Source organism: Nocardioides sp. QY071 (assembly GCF_029961765.1).
Classification (GTDB): Bacteria; Actinomycetota; Actinomycetes; order Propionibacteriales; family Nocardioidaceae; genus Nocardioides.
Window position 1 is genome coordinate 757,172 of sequence record NZ_CP124681.1, and the last position, 20,004, is coordinate 777,175.

Below are 20,004 nucleotides of genomic sequence, written 5' to 3' on the forward strand. Positions count from 1 at the left end.
CACGTGCGAAGGTTAAATCTCCGGTCCCCGTGGCTGTTTTACTCGAAATCCGCCCGACCGGGACTTTGGTCCTGCTTAGGCTGCTGGCTTGGGTTCTGGTCGCCCTTCCCGCTCGGGAGGTGCGGACGACCGGAGCGACGAGAGCTGGACCCGGGTTCGCGGTGGGGCGTGGACATCGGGTCTCCAGTCGCTGTCGTGCGTCCTCGGACCGCCCGTGTCCTCACCTTTGCAATGGTCGCGACGGCCCCCCTCGTTGCGACGCAATGGGGGTAACCCGCAGATGTCCAGTTCCTCGCGCCTCTTCCGGCGCCATTCCGAGCCGACGAAGGTCGAGAAGACCCGTCGGCGTCGGCACCAGCTCGCACTCCTGCTGCCGGCAGTCGTGGTGGTGAGCACTGTCCTCAGTGGTCCCGCGTACGCCGACGACGTGAACGACCCGGCGCCCACGACGCCGGACACCGCGCAGTCCACGCCGACGCCCGACCCGGCGCCGAGCGCGGACCCGAAGCCGGACCCGAAGCCGGAGCCCACGCCGGACCCGAAGCCGGAGCCGAGCCCGGACCCGAAGCCGGAGCCGAAGCCGTCGGCCGACCCGACGCCGTCGGACCAGCCGTCGGAGCAGTCGTCCGGCCAGTCGTCGGACTCCGGAAAGCCGGACGAGGCGAAGTCGTCCGAGGACGCCGCTGCGCAGCCGGAGGCCGCGACCGGGCAGGCTCCTGAGCAGGTGAAGGTGCCGGTCGCCAACAAGGCGCCGAGCACCTCGTTCGCCGCCGCAGCGGCGGCGGTCAACACCAAGAAGGTCGTGGTCTGCAAGTACGTCTCGACGCCTCCGGGCGTGCTGCACCACATCGTCATCCCCAGCGTGAGCTCGCTGCCGGGCTTCCCGGGCACCTTCCCGTGGGCGTTCGCCGACGCGCAGATCTCGGTCGCGATCCGGTACGCCAACGACGGCGAGCAGGCCAAGGACGTCGCGCTGTCCGAGTGCCCGCAGCAGATGCCGGTCCCGCAGGTCCCGGTCGACGACCCCTGCGGTCCGGGCAACGCGGTCTACGGCCAGGTGCCCGCGGGCAACTACATGGTCGTGCGCAACGGCGACGGCTCGATCACGCTGGTCGCCAACGCCGGCTACCTGTTCTTCGGCGGCTCGCCGACGGCGACCCTGCCGCCGCCGACCGAGACCTTCACCGCGCCCTGCCCGACGCCGATCCCGGTCCCGACGGTGCAGTGGCAGGACCCCTGCGGGCCCGACAACATCCACGCGCTCTCGCCGGTCCCGTCGACCCAGCAGTACGACGGCGTGATCGAGGCCGACGGCTCGGTGACCTTCACGATCAAGCCGGGTGCGGGCGTCACCTTCCCGAACGGCCAGACGTCGGTCAACGTGCCGAAGCCCGCTGACAGCGGTGTCGCCTGCGCCCAGGGTGAGATCCCGGTACCGGAGATCCCGGCCACGGACCCCTGCGGCCCGAACAACGCGGCGTACACCCTGCCGCTGCCGACCGCGCCGAACGGGGAGTGGACCGCCGTCCTCAACCCGAACGGCTCGGTGACCATCACGGCCGGTGCGAACACCACGTTCCCCGGTGGCGACACCGAGGTGACCCTGCCGAAGCCGACCGACACCAACTCCGCGGCGTGCCCGAAGAAGATCGTGGTGTGCAAGTACGTGTCCACCCCGCCGGGTGTGCTCGACCACATCATCATCGTCAGCGTCAACGCGGCGGACTGGCCCGACGGCACCGTCTTCCCGACCCCGTTCAACGACGAGCAGAACTCGATCGCGATCCGCTTCGCCGAGCCGGGGGAGCAGGCCAAGGACGTGGACGTGGCCGAGTGCCCATCGGAGGCGACGGTCCCGAACGTGCCGAAGGTCGACCCGTGCGGCCCGGACAACGCCACCTTCGGCACCGTGCCGCAGGGTCCGTGGACCGTGACGACCAACCCGGACGGCAGCATCACGCTGACGGCCACCGGCAACGCCTGGTTCCCGAACATGCAGAAGCAGGTCACGATCCCGGCGCCGACCGACAGCAACATCGCGTGCATCGTGGTCCCGCCGCTGGACAAGAAGGACCCCTGTGGCCCGAACAACGCCACCTGGGTGCTGCCGGCCGAGACCGACGAGTACTCGGCGGCGATCGTGCAGGGCCAGATCGTGCTGACCGCCAAGGACGACTACCGCTTCGACGGTGACGCGACGACGTACACGTACCAGGTGGCGGCGACGCCGACCGACAGCGGTACGGCGTGCCTGGTCGCACCGGCCATCGCGTCGAGCGACCCGTGCAACCCGACCGGCGTCACGGCCAACGCGAGCTGGGTCCTCCCGACCGAGACCGCGGACTACACGGTCTCCGTCGTCAACGGTGTGGTCACCCTGATCGGCAAGCTCGGCAAGGTGTTCGACGGCGACAAGCCGACCTACACCTACGACCTCGCGGCCACCCCGCCCGACTCGGGCGTCGTCTGCGAGGTCGGTGGGGTCGAGGAGACCAGCCACCAGTCGACGGACGAGGTCGACAGCGCGCAGGCCGCGACGGGCCTGCCGAACACCGGTGGTCCCGTGGGCTGGCTGATGCCGCTGGGCGTCGGCCTGGTCCTGGCCGGTGCGGGCCTGGTGCTCGGCCGGCGGAGCCGGTCGGCCTGAGACCGGACGGCCCTGAAGGGCTGACGGCCTGAACACGGAGCCCGTGCCGAGGAATCCTCGGTACGGGCTCCGTGCGTTCGCCGTACGATGCTCGGAGCCGGGCGAGATGGGGGTCGATGGACACGGCGGTGCGGCAGGCGTTGCGCAGCGGCGAGGCCGCGGCAGTGCTGGCTGCCCTCGTCGAGGAGACCGAGGAGGTCCTGCTCACCGCCGATCCCGAGATCCTGCTGCGCGCACGAGAGGTCTGCGCCGACGACGCGGACGGGCTGCCGGTGGCGGCCGCTTGGCGGCTGGGGCTCGGCCTGCACTTCAACGGCCGGTTCGCCGAGGCGCTGGAGACCTTCCGCCGGGCGCGGGTCGAGGAGAACGCCGATCCGGCCGACCGGGCCGAGCTGCACGCCGCCCTGGCCTCGTCGCTGTGGGGCCGCGCGGAGGTCGACGAGTGCGTCCGCGAGGCGGACCTGGCCCGGCAGGAGGCCGAGGTGGCCGGCCAGCCCCGGCCCCGTGCGTCGGCCTGGATCGCCCGGGCGCTCGTGGCCGCCCATGCCGGTGACCGGACCGCCAGCCGGACGGCGTACGAGCACGCGCTCGCGCACGCCGAGGTGGCCGGAGCCCGCTCCGTGCTGATCCGGGTGCTGACCAACCTCGCGTCGCTGGAGAACGAGGAGGGCCGGTACGACGCCGCGCTGGCCTGGGTCAACCGTGCCCTCGACCTGTGGGGTGCCGACGACGGCCCGATGCGCTGCATCACCGCCTACAACCGGGCCGACGCGCTGCTCGCCCTCGGACGGCTGGAGGAGGCGATCGCCGACCTGCGCAGCTCCCAGGCGTCGGCGCGGGCGGTCGACGCCCCGTTGCTGGCGGTCGCCCTGCACGGACTGGGCGAGGCCTACCGACTGCGGGGTGACGCGGCCCGCGCCGCTGCGGCGTACCGCGAGGCGGTCGCGACCGCCGAGCGCACCGACCAGGCGCAGGTGATCGGCGACGCGCTCGCCGGCCTGGCCCGCACGACCGTGCTGGAGGGCCTCGACGCCGCCCGCGCCCTCGCCGAGCGCGGCAGCCAGGTGCCGACGGCCCTCGGCCGGGTCGCGCCGCTGCTCGCGTCGGGCTGGATCGAGCTCCTGGCCGGCCGGCCGGCGCTCGCCCAGGAGCACGCCGCGCGGGCGGTGCTCGAGGCGGGCCGGCGCAGCGACCCGGTCGGCCTCGCCGAGGCCCTGGAGCTGCAGGCGCTCGCGAGCGACCCGGTGCCGCTCGACCCGATCCGGGAGGCCGCCGGGCTGTGGGCCGAGGCCGGGCACCGGATCGGGACGGCCGACAACGCGGTGATCGCCGCGGTCCTCACCGGCGACCGCGAGGGCGAGCGGACCGCCCGCCGGCACCTGATGGAGCTGGGGGTCCGCGACGACGCGACCCGGATCGCCGGTCCGCGCCAGGCGGTGCGCGGCCGGTCCGTGCCACTCGTGTCGGTCCACCTGCTCGGCTCGTTCGCGGTGCTCGTGGGGGAGCGACCGGTGCCGGCGTCGGCCTGGGGGTCGCGCAAGGCCCGCGACGCCGTGAAGTATCTCGCCGTGCGCGGCGGGCGTCCGGTCAGCCGCGACGCGCTCGCCGAGGTGCTCTGGCCCGGCCAGCGCGGTACCTCGGCGCGGCTGTCGGTGGTGCTCTCGACCCTGCGCTCGGTCCTCGACCCCGACAAGGCCCACGACCCCGACCGGTTCGTGGTCGCCGACCGGGCCACCGTCCGGCTCGACGCCGAGGTCGTCGAGCTCGACGCCGTCGCCTTCGAGACCTCCGCACGCCGCGCCCTCGACCTCTCCGACCGGCCCGGCACCGACGCCGTCGAGGCCCTGCAGGAGGCGATCGCGCACTACAACGGGCCGCTGCTCGACGACGACCAGGACCAGCCGTGGACCGACGAGCCGCGCGAGCACCTGGCCCACCTCGCCCGTGAGGTACGCCGCCGCCTGGCCATCCGGCTCGGCGCCGACCAGCCCGAGCGGGCGGTGCCCTGGCTGGTCTCCCTGCTCTCCGAGGACCCCTACGACGAGCCGTGCCACCTGCTGCTCATCACCTCGATGCTCCGCCTCGGGCGCTACGGCGAGGCGCGGCGCGCGCACACGGCGTACGCGAGCGCGATGGCCGAGCTCGATCTCCCGGTGACCCCGCTGGCGGACCTCGCCCGCGACCTCTAAGGCTTCCCGAAGGATTCCGGAACGGGTGCGCGCGACCCTCGGCGCATGTCCGGTCTCACGCCCCGTGTCGATGTCGATCTCACCCGCGCCGTCGAGGCGCTGGGCGGCCTGCGGGACGCCTGTCCCGACGCCGTCGTCCACTACCGGGTCGCCGCGAACGACTCGCCCCGGCTCCTGACGGCCTTCGCCGAGGCCGGCTGCGCCTTCGACGTACGCAGTGCCGAGGAGCTGCGGGCCGTCGTGCACCGGGGCGTGGCGGGGGACAGGATCCTGTCCAGCCATCCCGTGAGCACCCGCGCGGCACTGGCGCAGGCCGCGGGGGCAGGGGTGCGCGGATTCGTCGTGGACTCGCTGGCCGAGGTGGCCAAGCTCGCCGAGGTCGCACCAGGCGGTGGGGTCCTGGTGCGGCTTCTGGCGAGCGGGTCGCGCTGCCCCTCGGAGCGCCGCAAGTTCGGGTGCCCGGCGGACCTGGCGCCCGACCTGCTGCTGCGCGCCGCCTCCTGCGGCCTGCAGCCGAGAGGGGTCTCGGTCCCGGCGGGCTGGGCCGCCACCGAGGCCGCGGTGCGGACCGTCGACGAGGTGCGGTCCCGGGCCGCCGCCCTCGGCATCGACCTGGCCGTCGTCCACGTCGACGACGTCCGCGCGGGCGCAGCGCTGCCCGCCCGTGGCCTCGCCGGCTCCTCGGCGCTGTGGGTGTCGGCCGGCCACTCGCTGGCCGCGCCCGGCGGGGTGCTGGTCGCGAGCGTGGTCGCGGTCGTCGAGCGCGCCGGGCGCCGCTGGGTCCACCTCGACGGCATCGCGGCCACCGAGTCGGTCGAGATCCGCACGACCCGCTCCGGGCCGGTGGTTCCCAGCGTCCTGGCCGGACCGGCCGACGCCGGCGACGACGTGCTGTTCGCCGCGCACGCGGTCGCGCTGCCGGCCGCGCTGCGCGAGGGCGACCACGTCCGCTTCACCCATGCCGGCCCGCGCCCGTGGTCCCGCCCGATCGAGGAGCGGGTGACGGCATGATCGACCCATGGCCCACGAGCACCGCGTCCTGCGTCCCGGCGTCGACGGAGTCAACGGCTACCGCCTGCTGACCGCGCTCGTCGCACCTCGTCCGATCGCCTGGGTGTCCAGCACCTCCGCCGCCGGCATCGGCAACCTGGCCCCGCACTCGTTCTTCACCGTCGCGAGCGCCGATCCGCCGATCGTGCAGTTCACCTCGGTCGGCGCCAAGGACACGCTGCGCAACGTCCTCGAGACCCGCGAGTTCACCATCAGCCTGGCGAGCCGGCCGCTGATCGACGAGGTCAACGCCTCCAGCGCCGCGTTCGAGCACGGCGTCGACGAGGCGCGGGAGCTGGGGATCGCCATGGCCGCGAGCGTCGAGGTCGGACCGCCGCGCGTCGCCGCCTCGCCCGCCTCGCTGGAGTGCCGGCTGCACGACACCGTCGCCGTGGGGGACTCGACCCTCGTCCTCGGTCTGGTGGTCGCGGTGACACTCGACCCCGACGTGCTGGTCGAGGGCCGCCCGGCGTTCGACCTGTTGGCGCCGCTGTCCCGGCTCGGCGGGAACGAGTGGGGCCTGCCGCCCGAGGTGGTCAGCCGGGCGCGTCCGCGCTGACCGCAGGACGTCCGCGACGTGGCGCCCGCGGCCGCGCCGGGCGCGGGTCAGCCCGCGACGGCGATCTCGAGGTCCCCGCTCGCGTACCGCCGGCGTAGCACCTTCTTGTCGAACTTGCCGACGCTGGTCTTGGGGACCTCGCCCACGAACGCCCAGCGCTCGGGGAGCTGCCACCTCGCCCAGCTGGTGGCGAGGTGGGTGCGGAGGGCGTCGGCGTCCCCGACCGCACCGGGGCGCAGGACGACGGCCACGCAGGGGCGCTCGTCCCACTTGTCGTCGGGTACGCCGAACACGGCTGCCTCCGCCACGTCCGGGTGGGACATGACGTCGTTCTCCATCTCCACCGACGAGATCCACTCGCCGCCGGACTTGATGACGTCCTTGGCGCGATCGACGAGCGTGAGGTAGCCGTCGGGAGTGATCCTCCCGATGTCGCCGGTGCGCAGCCAGCCGTCGTCGAAGGCCGACGGGTCGACCGGCTCGGAGCCCGGTGTGTAGTAGGAGCCGGTGATCCAGGGACCGCGGACCTGCACCTCGCCGAGCGAGGTGCCGTCGAGGGGGACCTGCGCGCCGGCGTCGTCGACGAGGCGGTGCTGCACGAGCGGCGGGAACTGCCCCTGGGTGACGCGGTAGTCCCACGCCTCCTCCTCCGACGCCCACGCCGGGGGGTGTGCGACCGAGCCCAGGGCGGAGGTCTCGGTCATGCCCCAGCCATGGACGATCGTGACGCCGTGGCGCTCCTCGAAGGCCTTCATCAGCGCGGGCGGTACGGCGGATCCGCCGACGACCGCCTCGCGCAGGTGGCTGATGTCCTGCGGGTGCTCCTCGAGCCGGGCCAGGATGCCCGACCAGACCGTCGGTACCGCTGCGGCGCAGGTGGGACGACCCTGCGCCATCAGGGCGAGCAGCGGCTCGGGCTGGAGGTACTGGTCCGGCATCAGCAGCGAGGCGCCCGACATCAGGGCGGCGTAGGGCAGGCTCCACGAGTTCACGTGGAACATGGGCACGATCGCGAGGCAGGCGTCCCTGGTCGACAGCCCGAGGGCGCTGGGCGTCGTCACGTGCATCGCGTGCAGGTAGAGCGAGCGGTGGGAGTACACGACCCCCTTCGGGTCGCCGGTGGTGCCGGACGTGTAGCACATGGCAGCGGCGGAGCGCTCGTCGATCACGGGGAAGTCGTACGACGGAGCCTCGCTCGCGAGCAGCTCCTCGTAGTCGTGGACCACCACGCCCGCGGGAGCATCGATGGCCGCGAGGTCGCCGTCGACCACGACGACGTGGCGCACCGTCCGCAGCTCGGGCAGGAGCGGCGCGAAGGAGCCGACGAGCGAGCCGTCGACGACGACGACCCGGTCCTCGGCGTGGTTGGCGATGTAGACGACCTGCTCGGGGAACAGCCGGATGTTGAGTGCGTGGAGGACCGCGCCCATGGCGGGGACCGCGCTGTACACCTCGAGGTGCTCGTTGTTGTTCCACATGAAGGTGGCGACCCGGTCGAAGGGCCCGACGCCGAGGCGCCTCAGCGCGTTGGCGAGGCGGGCCGCTCGCGCGGCGACCTCGTGATAGGTGCGGCTACGGGTCCCGGTCCCGGTCCAGGTCGTCACGGTCGACCTGCCGTGCGCCTGCCCGGCGTACTGCAGCAGGCGCCCCAGCGACAGCGATTCGTCCTGCATCGTGCTCAACATTGCTGCCTCCTGTGATTGACGAACGACCCGGGCGGTCCTAGTGTGATCAAACGATCAAGTCGTATGACTGTAGTCACGTTTGCGACACGGGGCAATAGGTCCGGCCGGTCCGGACAGGAGCAGTCGGCGCATGGAGCAACGTCCTGAGCAGCACGACGTCGTCATCGTGGGAGCGGGCCTGTCCGGCATCGCCGCCGCGGTCCAGCTGAGGACCGACCATCCCGAGCGCTCGTTCGTGGTGCTCGACCAGCGCGCTGACCTCGGCGGCACCTGGGACCTGTTCCGCTACCCGGGGATCCGCTCCGACAGCGACATGTACACGCTGGGCTACGCCTTCAAGCCGTGGACGTCGGAGAAGGCGATCGCATCGGGTGACGCGATCCTCGGCTATCTCCACGAGACGGTCGCGGAGCACGACCTGGCGTCGCACCTGCGTCTGGGCCGACGGGTGCGCTCGGCCGACTGGTCGGAGGGGACGCGGAGCTGGACGCTCGAGGCCGAGGGGCCCGACGGTCCGGAGTCCTTCACCTGCTCGTTCCTCTACCTCGCGTCCGGCTACTACGACCACGACGGTGGTCATCGTCCCGAGCTGCCCGGCGTCGAGCGGTACGGCGGCCTGCTCGTCCACCCGCAGGAGTGGCCCCTGGACCTCGACTGCTCGGGCAAGCGGGTGGCGGTGATCGGCTCCGGGGCGACCGCGATCACCCTGGTGCCGGCGCTGGCCGAGGTCGCCGAGAAGGTGACCATGGTGCAGCGCTCGCCGACCTACGTCGCCATCGACTCCGACGTCGACGACGAGGCGCAGCGCCTGCGTCACGAGGTCGGTGACCGGGCCGCGTTCGAGATGGTTCGGCTGCGCAACCTGCAGAACCAGCAGGAGCGCTACCAGGCGGCGCGTGCGTACCCGGAGGAGTTCAAGAAGCCGCTCTTCGACGCCATCGAGGAGATCGTCGGCCGGGACGTGCGCGAGCAGCACTTCACGCCGTCGTACCAGCCGTGGGACCAGCGCCTGTGCCTCGTGCCGAACGGCGACCTCTTCCACGCCATCGCGAAGGGGCAGGCCGAGGTGGTCACCGGGCACATCGAGACCTTCACGGCGTCCGGGATCCGGATGGAGTCGGGCGAGGAGGTCGAGGCCGACGTGGTCGTCACCGCGACCGGGCTCGAGCTGGTCAACTTCGGCAAGATCGACGTCCGCTTTCGGGGGCCGGTCGGTCGACCTCGCGGGCAGGTTCACCTACAAGGGCGTGGGCTTCAGCGGCGTGCCCAACCTGATCAGCGCCTTCGGCCACCTGAACTCGTCGTGGACGCTGCGCCTGGAGATGGTCAACCGGTTCTGGAGTGCGCTCCTGAGCCGGATGGACGAGATCGGCGCCACGGAGGTGGTGCCGGTGCTGACGGCCGAGGAGGAGGCGACGATGGAGCGCCGGCCCTGGATGGAGGGCGTCACCTCGGGCTACCTGTTGCGCCACCTCGACTCCTTCCCCGCGCAGGGTGACCATGCGCCGTGGGTCAACCCGCAGGTGAACGAGTCGACGAAGGAGCTGTTGGCCGACCTCGACGACGGAGCCCTGCGCTTCCGCTGACCAGGCGGTGAAGCAACGAGCCCCTCCGGTCTCCGACCGGAGGGGCTCGTTCGTCGGTTCACGACTCCTGATCGTGAAGATGCTCGAATGCGACCGGGTTGGTGCGCTTCATGCGAGCCGCCACGAAGATGCCGACCACGAACGAGGCCACGAGGATCGTGAGGAGGCTCGCGGTCGCGCCGGGGCTAGGAATCAGCAGCTCGATGTTCATCAGGCCGATGACGACGACAGCGACGAGGCCGACGGTCGCCAGGACCGGGGCGATGACGGTGGGCAGGACGTTCTTGTCACCGCTGTGGCGACGGAAGAACGCGATCACCGCCACGCTCGTGAGCGCCATCAGGGTGAGCAGACCGAGGATCGCTGCTCCGGAGAACCAGGTGTAGATCTCGAGCACCGGGTCGAGGCCGGTGACCATCATCGCGACGAGCATCGCGCCGGAGATGACCGTGACGACGAGGGAGGAGTACGACGGCGCGCGGTGCTGCGGGTGGACGGTGGCCAGCTTCGTCGGCAGGACCTTCAGGGATCCAAGCGTGTACTGGTAGCGCGTGAGCACGTTGTGGAACGTCAGCACGCACGCGAACGTGCTGCTGACGAGGAGCACCGCGGTCAGGTCGTTGATGACCGAGCCGGTGTACTCCAGGTAGAGATTCGGCGTCATGACCGCCGGGTCGGTGGTGGCGACCTCGAGGGCCTTGTCCGCGCCGGCGCCCAGGACCACGGCGAACGCCGAGATCGCGTAGAGCGCGGCGACCGAGATGACGGCAACGTACGTGGCGCGCGGGATGGTCGTGTCGGGGTCGCGCGCTTCGTTGCGGAAGACGGCGGTCGCCTCGAATCCGATGAACGAGAACAACGCGAACATCAGGCCGAGGCTGGGCGCTCCGTGCGAGAGCTGTGAAGGGTCGAACGGCTCGGCGGACCACCCATCGGCTCCGCCGGTCAAGAAGATCGCGCCGTCGAGGATCAACACCGCGGACGTCTCGGCGACCAGGGCGACGATGAGGACCTTCGAGCTCAGCTCGATGTCTCGGTAGCCCAGGAGGCTGACGATCGCGAACGCGACCAGAGCCCAGATCCACCACGGCGTGTCGATGCTGAAGAAGCGGTCTATCGCGCCCGTCAGCGAGATGCCCACATAGGCATACAGGCCCACCTGCAGGAGGAAGTACGAGACCAGGGCCAGGGTGGCAGCGCCGAGACCGGCGAAGCGGCCGAGGCCGGCCTGGATGTAGGAGTAGAACGCGCCGGAGTTGCGCACGTGACGGGCCATCGACGTGAAGCCGACCGAGAAGAGCACGAGCAGGACGCCGGCGATGACGAACAGGAGGGGGGCGGCGATGCTGCCGCCGAGCGTGATCACGATCGGCACCGTGAGGGAGACGACGGCGAGAGGGGCGGCGCCCGCGACGACCATCGCCACGATCGACGAGACGCCGAGTCCGCGGTGAAGTGCGACGTGGTCGAACGTCGATGCTGACGCTACGCCGGACGGGCTGCCGACCGAACCGGATCGTTCATGTGACATGTGAGGCTGTTCTCCTGAGTGTGCGGCCGAGATCTTCAGATGAGGGGCTTCGACGCCTGCGTACCGCTGGCCGACATCGCTGCGCCGTCAGACGGGCAGGTCAGAAACGGATGACGGAGCGGATTCCCTTGCCTTGCTTCATCTCGTCGTAGCCGTCGTTGATCTCCTCGAGGGTGATCACCCGGGTGACGAGCGCGTCCAGGTCGATCCGGTCGTTCATGTAGTGGTCGACCAGCTGCGGGAAGTCGATCGCCGGCCGGCTCGAGCCGTAGTTCGATCCGATCAGCTTGAGCTCGGAGTCCGACATCACGAACGGATCGATCGTGATCGTCATGCCGTCCGGCACCTGGCCGGCGACGATGGCGCGCCCGCCGCGGGCCAGGGAGGCGTAGGCCGCCTCGATCGTCGTCGGGAGGCCGATGGCCTCGATGGCGACCTCGACGCCGCGGCCGTCGGTGAGCTCGGCGATGCGCTCGGCGAGGTTCTCCTTGGCCGAGTTGATGACATCCGTGGCGCCGAAGTGACGGGCCTGCTCGAGCCGCTCGTCGGAGAGGTCGACGGCGATGATCTTGCGCGCGCCGACGAGGCGGGCGCCCTGGATCGCGTTGAGGCCGACACCGCCGCAGCCGAAGACGACCACGGTCTCGTCCGGCCGGACGTTGGCGGTGTTGATCGCCGCGCCGACACCGGTGGTGACGGCACAACCGACCAGCGAGGCCTGCTCGAACGGCGCGTCCTTGCGCACGGGGATCGCACCCGACTCGGGCACCATGGCGTACTCGCCGAAGGTGCCGGCGCCGGCGAAGCTGTAGACCTCCTCGCCGTTGGCGTCGGTGATGCGCGTCCTGCCGTCGAAGGACAGGTGGTTGGCCGAGTGCTCGGCGACCTTGTCGCAGAGGACCGGCCGGCCGCTGACGCAGTAGCGGCACCGGCGGCACGGGGGAGTCCACGTCAGGACGACGTGGTCACCGACGGCGAGGCCCGTGACGCCCTCGCCGACCGCCTCGACGACGCCCGCGCCCTCGTGGCCGAGGATCATCGGCGTGGGCACCTCCCACTCGCCGACGATGACGTGCAGGTCGCTGTGGCACAGCCCACTGGCCTTCATCCGCACGAGCACGTCGCCGGGCGGCGGGGTCGACGGGATCGAGACGGTCTCGATCGACATCGGCTCGTTGGGGGCACGGAAGACCGCGGCCTTGAATTCGATGGTCATGTTCGGTTGCCCTCTCAGTTGGCGACGCGGATGAGCTTCTTGTTGGCGAACTCCTCGATCCCCGCCCGGCCGAGCTCGCGACCGAATCCGGAGCGCTTGATGCCGCCGAAGGGCAGCTCGACTCCCTCGATCCCGACGCCGTTGACGAAGACCATGCCGGCTTCGATCCGGTCGGCGACCCGCATCGCCTGCTCGGGGTCGGTCGTGAAGACGTAGGAGCCCAGACCGAAGAGCGTGTCGTTGGCCAGCGTGACGGCCTCGTCCTCGGACGCGACGCGGTAGACGGTCGCCACCGGGCCGAACAGCTCCTCCCGTGCGGCGGGCGACGTCGGCGGCAGGTCGGAGAGCACGCCCGGCGGGAAGTAGGCGCCCTGGCGCTCGCCCGTGGTGTCCAGCCGGGCACCTGCTGCCACGGCCCGGTCGACCTGCTCCGCGAGGCGCTCGGCCGCGGCGACCGACGAGAGCGGAGCGAGCCCCTCGGTGCGGCCGAGGACGCCCTGCGTGAACTTCTCGAGGAAGGGCTCGTAGAGGCCGTCGGCGACGATGAACCTCTTGCCGGCGTTGCAGGCCTGACCGGTGTTCTCGAAGCGCGCGTCGAGCGCGGCCGCGACCGTGGCGTCGAGGTCGTCGGTCGACAAGACGATGAAGGGGTCCGACCCACCGAGCTCGAGGACCACCTTCTTGAGGTTGCGCCCCGCCGTCTCCGCGATCGCCGCACCAGCGCGCTCGGAGCCGGTGAAGGAGACCGCCTGGATGCGCGGGTCGGCGATCATGTCGGCGACCTGCTGGTTGGTGGCGTAGACGTTGACGTAGGCGCCGGTGGGGAACCCGGCATCGGCGAAGATCCGCTCGAGGGCGGCGGCCGACTCGGGGCACTGCGGTGCGTGCTTGAGCACGATCGTGTTGCCCAGGACCAGGTTGGGTCCGGCGAACCGGGCGACCTGGTAGTACGGGTAGTTCCAGGGCATGACGCCCAGGAGCGCGCCGATCGACTGCCGGCGGATCAGTGCGCGGCCTTCGCCGTCGAGCAGCTCGATCGGCTCGTCGGCGAGGAAGCTCTGCGCGTTGTCCGCGTAGTACCGGTAGATCGCCGCGCTGAACTCGACCTCGCCCACGGCTTGGTCGAGCGGCTTGCCCATCTCGCGCTGGATGATCGCGGCGAGCTCGTCGACGCGCTCGTTGTGCAGCGCGGCCACCTTGCCCAGGAGGTCGACGCGCTCGGCGGCGGTGGTCCTTCGCGACCACTCCCGGTGGGCGGTCGTCGCGGCGTCGAGTGCGCGGTCGATGGTCGCGTCGGTCGCGGTCGGGTACTCGGCCGCGACCGTGCCGGTGGCGGGATCGACCACGGCGTAGCTGCTGGTCATGCAGGTGCTCCTTGCGTGATGGCCTCGGCGGCGCGACGGGCGCGGCGCTTGTGACCGTTGAACAGGTCGTTGAAGCGGTCGAGGGCCCAGATCGTGCGCATGCCGGCCTTGCCCATCATGAAGAACGGCGGGAACTTCGGCTCGTCGAGCCAGATGCCGGCGAGGTCGTCGTGCATGGTGCCGTCGACGATGTGGTCGGCGATCAGCGAACCGATGTAGGGCGCTTGGGCGAGGCCGTGGCCGTTGCAGCAGCAGGAGTACCAGACGTTGTCGGCGAGCTTGCCGGCCAGCGAGATCCACGACGACGTGATCGCGATCCAGCCACCCCAGGCCTGGGCCACCTTGACGTCCGAGAGCGACGGGAAGCGCGTGTGGAAGGCGTCCTCGAGCTCCTGGACCAGGCCCGGGTCGGGCGCCTTGTCCTTGGGCAGGGGGTAGCTGGTGCCGCGCTCGATCCGGCGTACGCCGATCACGATCGTGCCGCGCTCGGTGACCCGGAAGTGCTCCATGATCTGGTGCTGGCTGATCGTGCCGGTGCGGCTGGTCCAGCCGAGCGCCTCGATCCGCTCGGGGACGATCGGCTCGGTCTCGGCCTCGATGAGGTAGGCGGGGACCGAGAGACGCTCGGGGATGATGTCCCACTCGCCGGAGTAGGCGTTGGTGGAGAGCACGACCTTGTCGGCGATCACGGTGCCGCTCGGTGTCGTGATGACGACCTTGCCGTCGTCGCGGCGCCTCACGTCGTTCACCTTGCTCTGCTCGTGGACCCGGGCCGAGCTGGCGATCACTGCTGCGCGGAGACCACGGCTGAGCTTGCCGGGGTTCAGCATGCCGCCGACGCCTTCCAGCATGCCGCCGACGAAGGCGCGCGGGATGCCGAGCTCCTCGGCCGTGCCCACCTGACCGCGGCCGCCGGCCTTCCTCAGGATCTTGGCGCACGACTTGACGCGCAGCATCTGGATCGGCGAGATGGCGACCATGGCGAGGCCGTTGGGGACGAACTCGCACTCGATGTCGAGGTCGCGGATCTTGCCCTGGAGGTACTCCGCGGCGTGGTCGGCCAGCATCACCATGCCCAACATCTGCTTGGGGTAGAAGAGCTTGAGCATCCGCAGGTCGCCGCCGGGGGCTCCGGAGATGTGGCCGCCGTTGCGGGAGCTGGAGCCGTAGCCGCAGAACTCCGCCTCGATCAGTGCCACGTCCTGGCCGCGCTCGGCCAGGCGCAGGGTCGTGCCCATGCCGCCGACGCCGCCGCCGATCACCGCGACGTCACAGGTGAGCTCGCCGCTGACCGCGGGCTGGAGGTCGGTCGGCGGGTCGATCCAGCCGCTGAACGTGCGGAGCTTGACCCTGCTCATCTGGTTCGTCATGTCCTTCGTCACGAGAACGCCTTCTTCCGGCCGTGGGTCTCGGTGGCCGCGAGAAGCTGCGCGACATCTGCTGCGGCGCGCTGGCCCGACAGGACGGCGCCGTTCATGCTGCCCGTCCACTCGCCCGCGGTCTCCGTGCCGGCCCAGTGGATCCGGCCATGAGGCTCGGCCATGACGCTGCCGTAGCGCGTCGAGGCGTAAGGGGCGACGACTGGGTTCGGGCCGCCGGAGGCGAAGGTGTCCTCGTTCCAGCGCTGGTCGATGTAGTCGATCGGCTGGGCGGCCTCCGGGCCGAAGAGGTCGGTGAGCTGCTTCACGACCTGGTCCTTGCGGACTTCCGGAGCATGGGCGTCGAAGACGATCGGGTCGCAGAACGCCATCAGGATGCCGGGACCGTCGGCGCTCGGCGATACGTCGAACGTCGCGAACACGGTCGCGGTGTCGGTCGCGCTCTCGCCCGAGAGCCCGTTGGCTCGCCAGAAGGGCTTGTCGTAGGCGACGAAGGCCTTGCTCAGGGCGCCGAGGCCCCACGACTTGATGAGTCCCTGGGCCGGCTCGGACAGGGACGGCTCGAACTCGATGCCGCCGCGGTGCTCGGTGGAGGTCGTGACGATGACGTACTTCGCTGAGATCTGGTCGGCATCGGTGCTGACCGTGACACCGTCGCCGTCCTGCGTGATGCGGCGCACGGGAGCGCTGGTACGCACCCGGTCGCCCAGCAGCTCGGCGTACCGGATGGCGATCCCCTGCGTCGTCTCGACGTACCGCGACTCCTGCATCCCACCTTCGGCGTCGAGCATGAAGTCGAAGCCGCCGAAGGCGCGGATGGTGCGCAGCACGTGCAACAACGAAACCTGGCTGGGGCGGCACCCCCACTCCACCTTGGTGACGATCGTCAACAGCGCCCGTGTGGTCGCCCGCGCCCCCTTGCGACCGAGCCATTCCTCCAGAGAGATCGCGTCGAGCTCGGCCGCGCGGGGGGAGTTCCACGGAGCGTCGACGTCGATCGTCTTCGCCAGCTTGTCCAGCGCCAGCTGGATGCGGCCCATGTTGACCAGGGCCAGCGGTGAGATCTTGGGGATGGTGCCTGTGTAGGTGCTCTGCTTGCCACCGACCGACAAGACGCTGCGGCCCGTGGTGAACTGCGGCACGAGGGTGGCCCCGACCTGCTCGGCGACCTCGCGGATCGCGGTGTGGCGGTGCGACACCCAGGTCCCGCCCAGGTCGACCTTGACCCCGGCGACCTCGCCGGTGAACACCCGGCCGCCGACGCGGTCGCGGCCCTCGAGGACGACGACGGAGTGACCCTGGCTCACGAGGTCGTGAGCGGCCTTGAGACCGGCGAAGCCGGCGCCGACGATCACGACGTCGACGGACTGTGCCGCGTTCACGACGCGACTCGCGCGATCGGAGCGGACGTGGCGACTGCGGCCTCACGGTGCTCGTGCAGCGCGCGGTAGGCGTGGAACAAGGTGATCGCCTGGCAGCCCCAGACGGTGAGCGCGATCGTGTAGAAGATCGTCCGGTACTCGTCGTCGAAGGAGAACGGGAAGAAGTCGTAGGTCACCGCGACGTACGTGCCGGCCGCGGTCGCCAGGCCCGTGAGGACGGCGACGAGGTGGGCGCCGGCCTTCCAGACCTTCATGGTGAAGTAGGCCAGGAAGACGGTCGTGAGCAGGTTCGTCGCGACGTAGAACCAGGCCACGCTGAGGTGCAGGGTGTCGTGCACCAGGCGGTCGTCGTGGATCGGCCCGAGGATCACGGCCGTCACGGCGGTCAGGGCGACGACTCCGAGCTTGACCGGAAGCGGTGGCTTGTAGCCGTGCGTGACGGTGAGCAGGCCGACGACCAGCAGGAGCGTGAAGCCGAACGAGCGTGAGAACGCGTCGAGGATGTAGGCGAGGTGGTACATCGGGCTGCTCTCGTCTCCGCCGAGGAGTGACCACACCAGGAAGTTGGTGGAGGAGACCGCCACCACGAACCACTCCAGGCAGAGCAGGTGGTTGCGGAAGCGGAGCGCCCTGAATCCGCAGATCCAGGTGGTCGCCATCAGCCAGAGATCGGCGGCCAGGAAGAGTAGTTCCTTCATCGGTGGGTTCCTCTCGCAGAGCGATCAAAAGACTTGATCATTTGAGCGAGTCTGTGACCGAGAACACCCCCTGTCAACGCTCGGAGGGGGTCCTGGGGGCGATCCGTGGGAAGTCGGTGCACGCTGCACAAGGGTCGCTCCAACCAGGTGCGCGCTGTCGTTGTGACCCCCGTCATGGGCGGAGACAGTGGTCGGCATCCGCAAGATGAGCAGTGAGGAGTGGTGGTCATGGCAACAGAGGTGTCGGCGACGGTCGAGGAGCTCGACGTCGTCATCATCGGAGCTGGGATCTCCGGGATCGGCGCGGCTACCTACTTCAGCCGAGAGCTGCCCGGCAAGTCGCTGGTCGTTCTCGAGGGCCGCGCTGACATCGGTGGCACGTGGGACCTGTTCCGCTACCCCGGCATCCGCTCCGACTCGAACCTGCACACCTTCGGCTACGAGTTCAAGCCCTGGCTGCACGAGCACGCCATTGCTGACGCGCACCTGATCAAGGACTACCTCCAAGAGACCCTCACCGAGAACCGACTGACCGACCTGGTTCGGTTCCGCCATCGCGTGGTGGGTGCTGAATGGTCGACCGAGGAGGGCCGCTGGACGTTGACCGTCGAGGCCACCGACGCCGACGGCACCACGACGACCAAGTCGATCCGGGCGGGTTGGGTCTTCGCCGCGACGGGCTACTACCGCTACGACGAGGGCTACTCGCCCCAGTTCCCCGGGCGTGAGGACTTCGCCGGCACCGTGGTGCATCCGCAGCACTGGCCCGAGGGCCTCGACTACACGGGCAAGAAGGTCGTCATCATCGGCAGTGGCGCCACTGCGATCACCATGGTCCCCGCGATGCTCAAGGGTCCCGGCGCCGCGGCGCACGTCACGATGTTGCAGCGGACGCCGACGTACATCGCCTCCATGCCGCGCGTCGACAGCGTCGCGCTCCTGCTGACCAAGATGTTGGGCGACAAGCGGGGCTATGCCGCGACGCGGTGGAAGAACATCTGGCTGGAGCGCGCCCAGGTGCTCCTCCTGCGACGCTTCCCCAAGGTCGGCCGCCGCCTCATTCGTCGCGACAACGTGAAGCGGCTGCCTGTGGGCTATGACGTCGACAAGCACTTCAATCCGCCCTACAACCCCTGGGACCAGCGGTTGTGCCTGGCGCCCGACGGCGACTTCTTCGACGTGATCAAGGCCGGGACTGCCTCGGTCGCCACCGACAAGATCGTCCGCTTCACCGACACCGGGATCCTGCTCGAATCCGGAGAGGAGCTCCCCGCGGACATCATCGTGACGGCGACGGGCCTGAACATGCAGCTCTTCAGCGGGATGCCGATCGTGGTCGATGGCAAGGAGGTCGACATCACCCAGTCCTACGCCTACCGCGGGATGCTGCTGAGCGGCATCCCGAACTGGGCGATGGCGATCGGCTACACGACCTCGTCCTGGACGCTCAAGGTCAGCCTGATGTGCCGCTACTTCATCGACCTGCTCAAGCACATGGACGCCCACGGCTACGACCAGGCCGTCCCGGTCGCTCCCTCGGGCCTGGAGAGCCGTCCGGTGATGGACCTCCAGTCGGGCTACGCCCAGCGCGGCGCCAAGTACCTGCCCAAGCAGGGGCCGGCCGCACCGTGGCGGGTGGCGATGTCGTACCAGGAGGACGCCAGGGCGCTGCGCGGCCCTGTCTTCGACGAGCACCTGAGCTTCGGCAGGACCCAGGAGCGGAGGCCGGCCCATGTCTGAGAGCACCCTGTCGGCCGGCGCCGAGCAGTTCGCGCAGCTCCCCTCGGGCATCCGGGTCTGCTTCCGCGACCACGGTTCCTCGACGGACCCGGCCATCCTGCTCGTCGCGGGCCTCGGAGAGGACCAGACCTTCTGGGGCGACTCCTTCGTCGAGGCGCTCGTCTCCCGCGGCTACCGGGTCGTGACGATGGACAATCGCGATGTCGGACAGTCGTCGTTCGCGACGACACCTCCTCCCGCGATCTGGCGCCAAGCCCTCTCGCGTCCGCGCAAGGACGGCTACACCTTGGCCGACATGGCCCGGGACTGCGTCGGCGTGCTCGACCATCTCGGCATCGACCGGGTCCACCTCGTCGGGCGGTCGATGGGTGGCATGATCGCCCAGACGGTCGCGGCCACCGAGCCCGACCGGGTCCTGTCGTTGACGTCCATCTACTCGACCACCGGCTCGACGAAGGTGGGCCAGCCGGCGAAGTCGACGATCAGGATCCTGGTCCTCGCGCCCGAGGCGAGGAACCGCACGGATGCCGTGCGCGCGCACCTGCGCATCACCCGGCACATCGCCGGGACGTCGTACCCCATGGACGACGCGGCGGAGGCTGCTCTCGCGGCGCGCGGATGGGATCGCAGTGGTGGAGATCCGGCCGCCGGCGTCGCCCGCCAGATCCAGGCGATCCAGCTGTCCGGTGATCGCACGGCGCAGCTTCGCCGGATCACGGTGCCCACGCTGGTCATCCACGGGGACCGCGACCTCATGGTCGCCCCCAGCGGTGGCGAGGCCACCGCCCGGGCCATCACCTCGGCGCAGCACGTCGTGATCCCGGGGATGGGGCACCACATCCCCGAAGAGCTGGTCGATCCGGTCACGCGCTACATCTCGGGTCACGCGGACCGAGTCGGCTCCGGGAACCCCCAGGTCGAGATCTCCTGACGCCCGGGCGCGACGCGGCGCCGGCGGCGGTCGGATACGGCACACTG

Annotated in this window: 14 protein-coding genes; 7 read left to right on the plus strand and 7 right to left on the minus strand. The window is 70.5% G+C overall.

The window, feature by feature from the left end; all coding sequences use genetic code 11:
- The first annotated feature begins 280 nt into the window (after positions 1 to 280).
- The 4 genes from QI633_RS03565 to QI633_RS03580 all read left to right on the plus strand — a co-directional run bounded on the left by QI633_RS03565 (position 281) and on the right by QI633_RS03580 (position 6,445).
- Positions 281 to 2,647, plus strand: a complete 2,367-nt coding sequence (locus QI633_RS03565; RefSeq protein WP_282428103.1) for a hypothetical protein — start codon at positions 281 to 283, stop codon at positions 2,645 to 2,647.
- A 116-nt stretch (positions 2,648 to 2,763) separates the two neighbouring features.
- Positions 2,764 to 4,836, plus strand: a complete 2,073-nt coding sequence (locus QI633_RS03570; RefSeq protein WP_282428104.1) for a tetratricopeptide repeat protein — start codon at positions 2,764 to 2,766, stop codon at positions 4,834 to 4,836.
- A 45-nt stretch (positions 4,837 to 4,881) separates the two neighbouring features.
- Positions 4,882 to 5,847 (plus strand): hypothetical protein, encoded by a 966-nt coding sequence (locus QI633_RS03575; protein ID WP_282428105.1) that lies wholly within the window; start codon positions 4,882 to 4,884, stop codon positions 5,845 to 5,847.
- Positions 5,848 to 5,854: 7 nt separating this feature from the next.
- Positions 5,855 to 6,445, plus strand: coding sequence for a flavin reductase family protein (locus QI633_RS03580; RefSeq protein ID WP_282428106.1), 591 nt, complete (start codon positions 5,855 to 5,857; stop codon positions 6,443 to 6,445).
- A 47-nt stretch (positions 6,446 to 6,492) separates the two neighbouring features.
- Here the strand turns inward: QI633_RS03580 and QI633_RS03585 are convergent, their stop codons facing one another.
- The gene (locus tag QI633_RS03585; protein ID WP_282428107.1) at positions 6,493 to 8,130 is read right to left on the minus strand and encodes a long-chain fatty acid--CoA ligase; all 1,638 of its coding nucleotides are present in this window, start codon (positions 8,128 to 8,130) and stop codon (positions 6,493 to 6,495) included.
- 130 nt (positions 8,131 to 8,260) lie between these two features.
- Between QI633_RS03585 and QI633_RS03590 the strand changes: the two genes are divergently transcribed.
- Entirely contained in the window at positions 8,261 to 9,628 is a 1,368-nt protein-coding gene (locus QI633_RS03590) for an NAD(P)/FAD-dependent oxidoreductase (protein WP_282428108.1), read from the plus strand.
- 146 nt (positions 9,629 to 9,774) lie between these two features.
- Here the strand turns inward: QI633_RS03590 and QI633_RS03595 are convergent, their stop codons facing one another.
- The 6 genes from QI633_RS03595 to QI633_RS03620 form a co-directional block, all read right to left on the minus strand.
- Positions 9,775 to 11,247, minus strand: a complete 1,473-nt coding sequence (locus tag QI633_RS03595; RefSeq protein WP_282428109.1) for an APC family permease — start codon at positions 11,245 to 11,247, stop codon at positions 9,775 to 9,777.
- Positions 11,248 to 11,347: 100 nt separating this feature from the next.
- The gene (locus QI633_RS03600) at positions 11,348 to 12,463 is read right to left on the minus strand and encodes a Zn-dependent alcohol dehydrogenase (protein ID WP_282428110.1); all 1,116 of its coding nucleotides are present in this window, start codon (positions 12,461 to 12,463) and stop codon (positions 11,348 to 11,350) included.
- 14 nt (positions 12,464 to 12,477) lie between these two features.
- The gene (locus QI633_RS03605; RefSeq protein ID WP_282428111.1) at positions 12,478 to 13,827 is read right to left on the minus strand and encodes an NAD-dependent succinate-semialdehyde dehydrogenase; all 1,350 of its coding nucleotides are present in this window, start codon (positions 13,825 to 13,827) and stop codon (positions 12,478 to 12,480) included.
- Positions 13,824 to 15,209, minus strand: coding sequence for an FAD-binding oxidoreductase (locus tag QI633_RS03610; protein WP_282428112.1), 1,386 nt, complete (start codon positions 15,207 to 15,209; stop codon positions 13,824 to 13,826). Before QI633_RS03610 ends, QI633_RS03605 begins: the two co-directional genes overlap by 4 nt.
- Entirely contained in the window at positions 15,206 to 16,588 is a 1,383-nt protein-coding gene (locus QI633_RS03615) for a flavin monoamine oxidase family protein (RefSeq protein WP_282428113.1), read from the minus strand. Before QI633_RS03615 ends, QI633_RS03610 begins: the two co-directional genes overlap by 4 nt.
- Positions 16,585 to 17,286: a hypothetical protein gene (locus QI633_RS03620; protein WP_282428114.1), complete on the minus strand. Its 702-nt coding sequence runs from the start codon at positions 17,284 to 17,286 to the stop codon at positions 16,585 to 16,587. Before QI633_RS03620 ends, QI633_RS03615 begins: the two co-directional genes overlap by 4 nt.
- Positions 17,287 to 17,514: 228 nt before the next feature.
- Between QI633_RS03620 and QI633_RS03625 the strand changes: the two genes are divergently transcribed.
- Both QI633_RS03625 and QI633_RS03630 read left to right on the plus strand, forming a co-directional pair.
- Positions 17,515 to 19,026 carry an NAD(P)/FAD-dependent oxidoreductase gene (locus tag QI633_RS03625; RefSeq protein ID WP_282428115.1) on the plus strand — a complete coding sequence of 504 codons (1,512 nt, stop codon included), beginning with the start codon at positions 17,515 to 17,517 and terminating at the stop codon, positions 19,024 to 19,026.
- Complete coding sequence (locus tag QI633_RS03630) at positions 19,019 to 19,957, plus strand: alpha/beta hydrolase (protein ID WP_282428116.1); 939 nt, start codon at positions 19,019 to 19,021, stop codon at positions 19,955 to 19,957. The genes QI633_RS03625 and QI633_RS03630 overlap by 8 nt, the downstream gene beginning before the upstream one ends.
- Positions 19,958 to 20,004 lie beyond the last annotated feature (47 nt).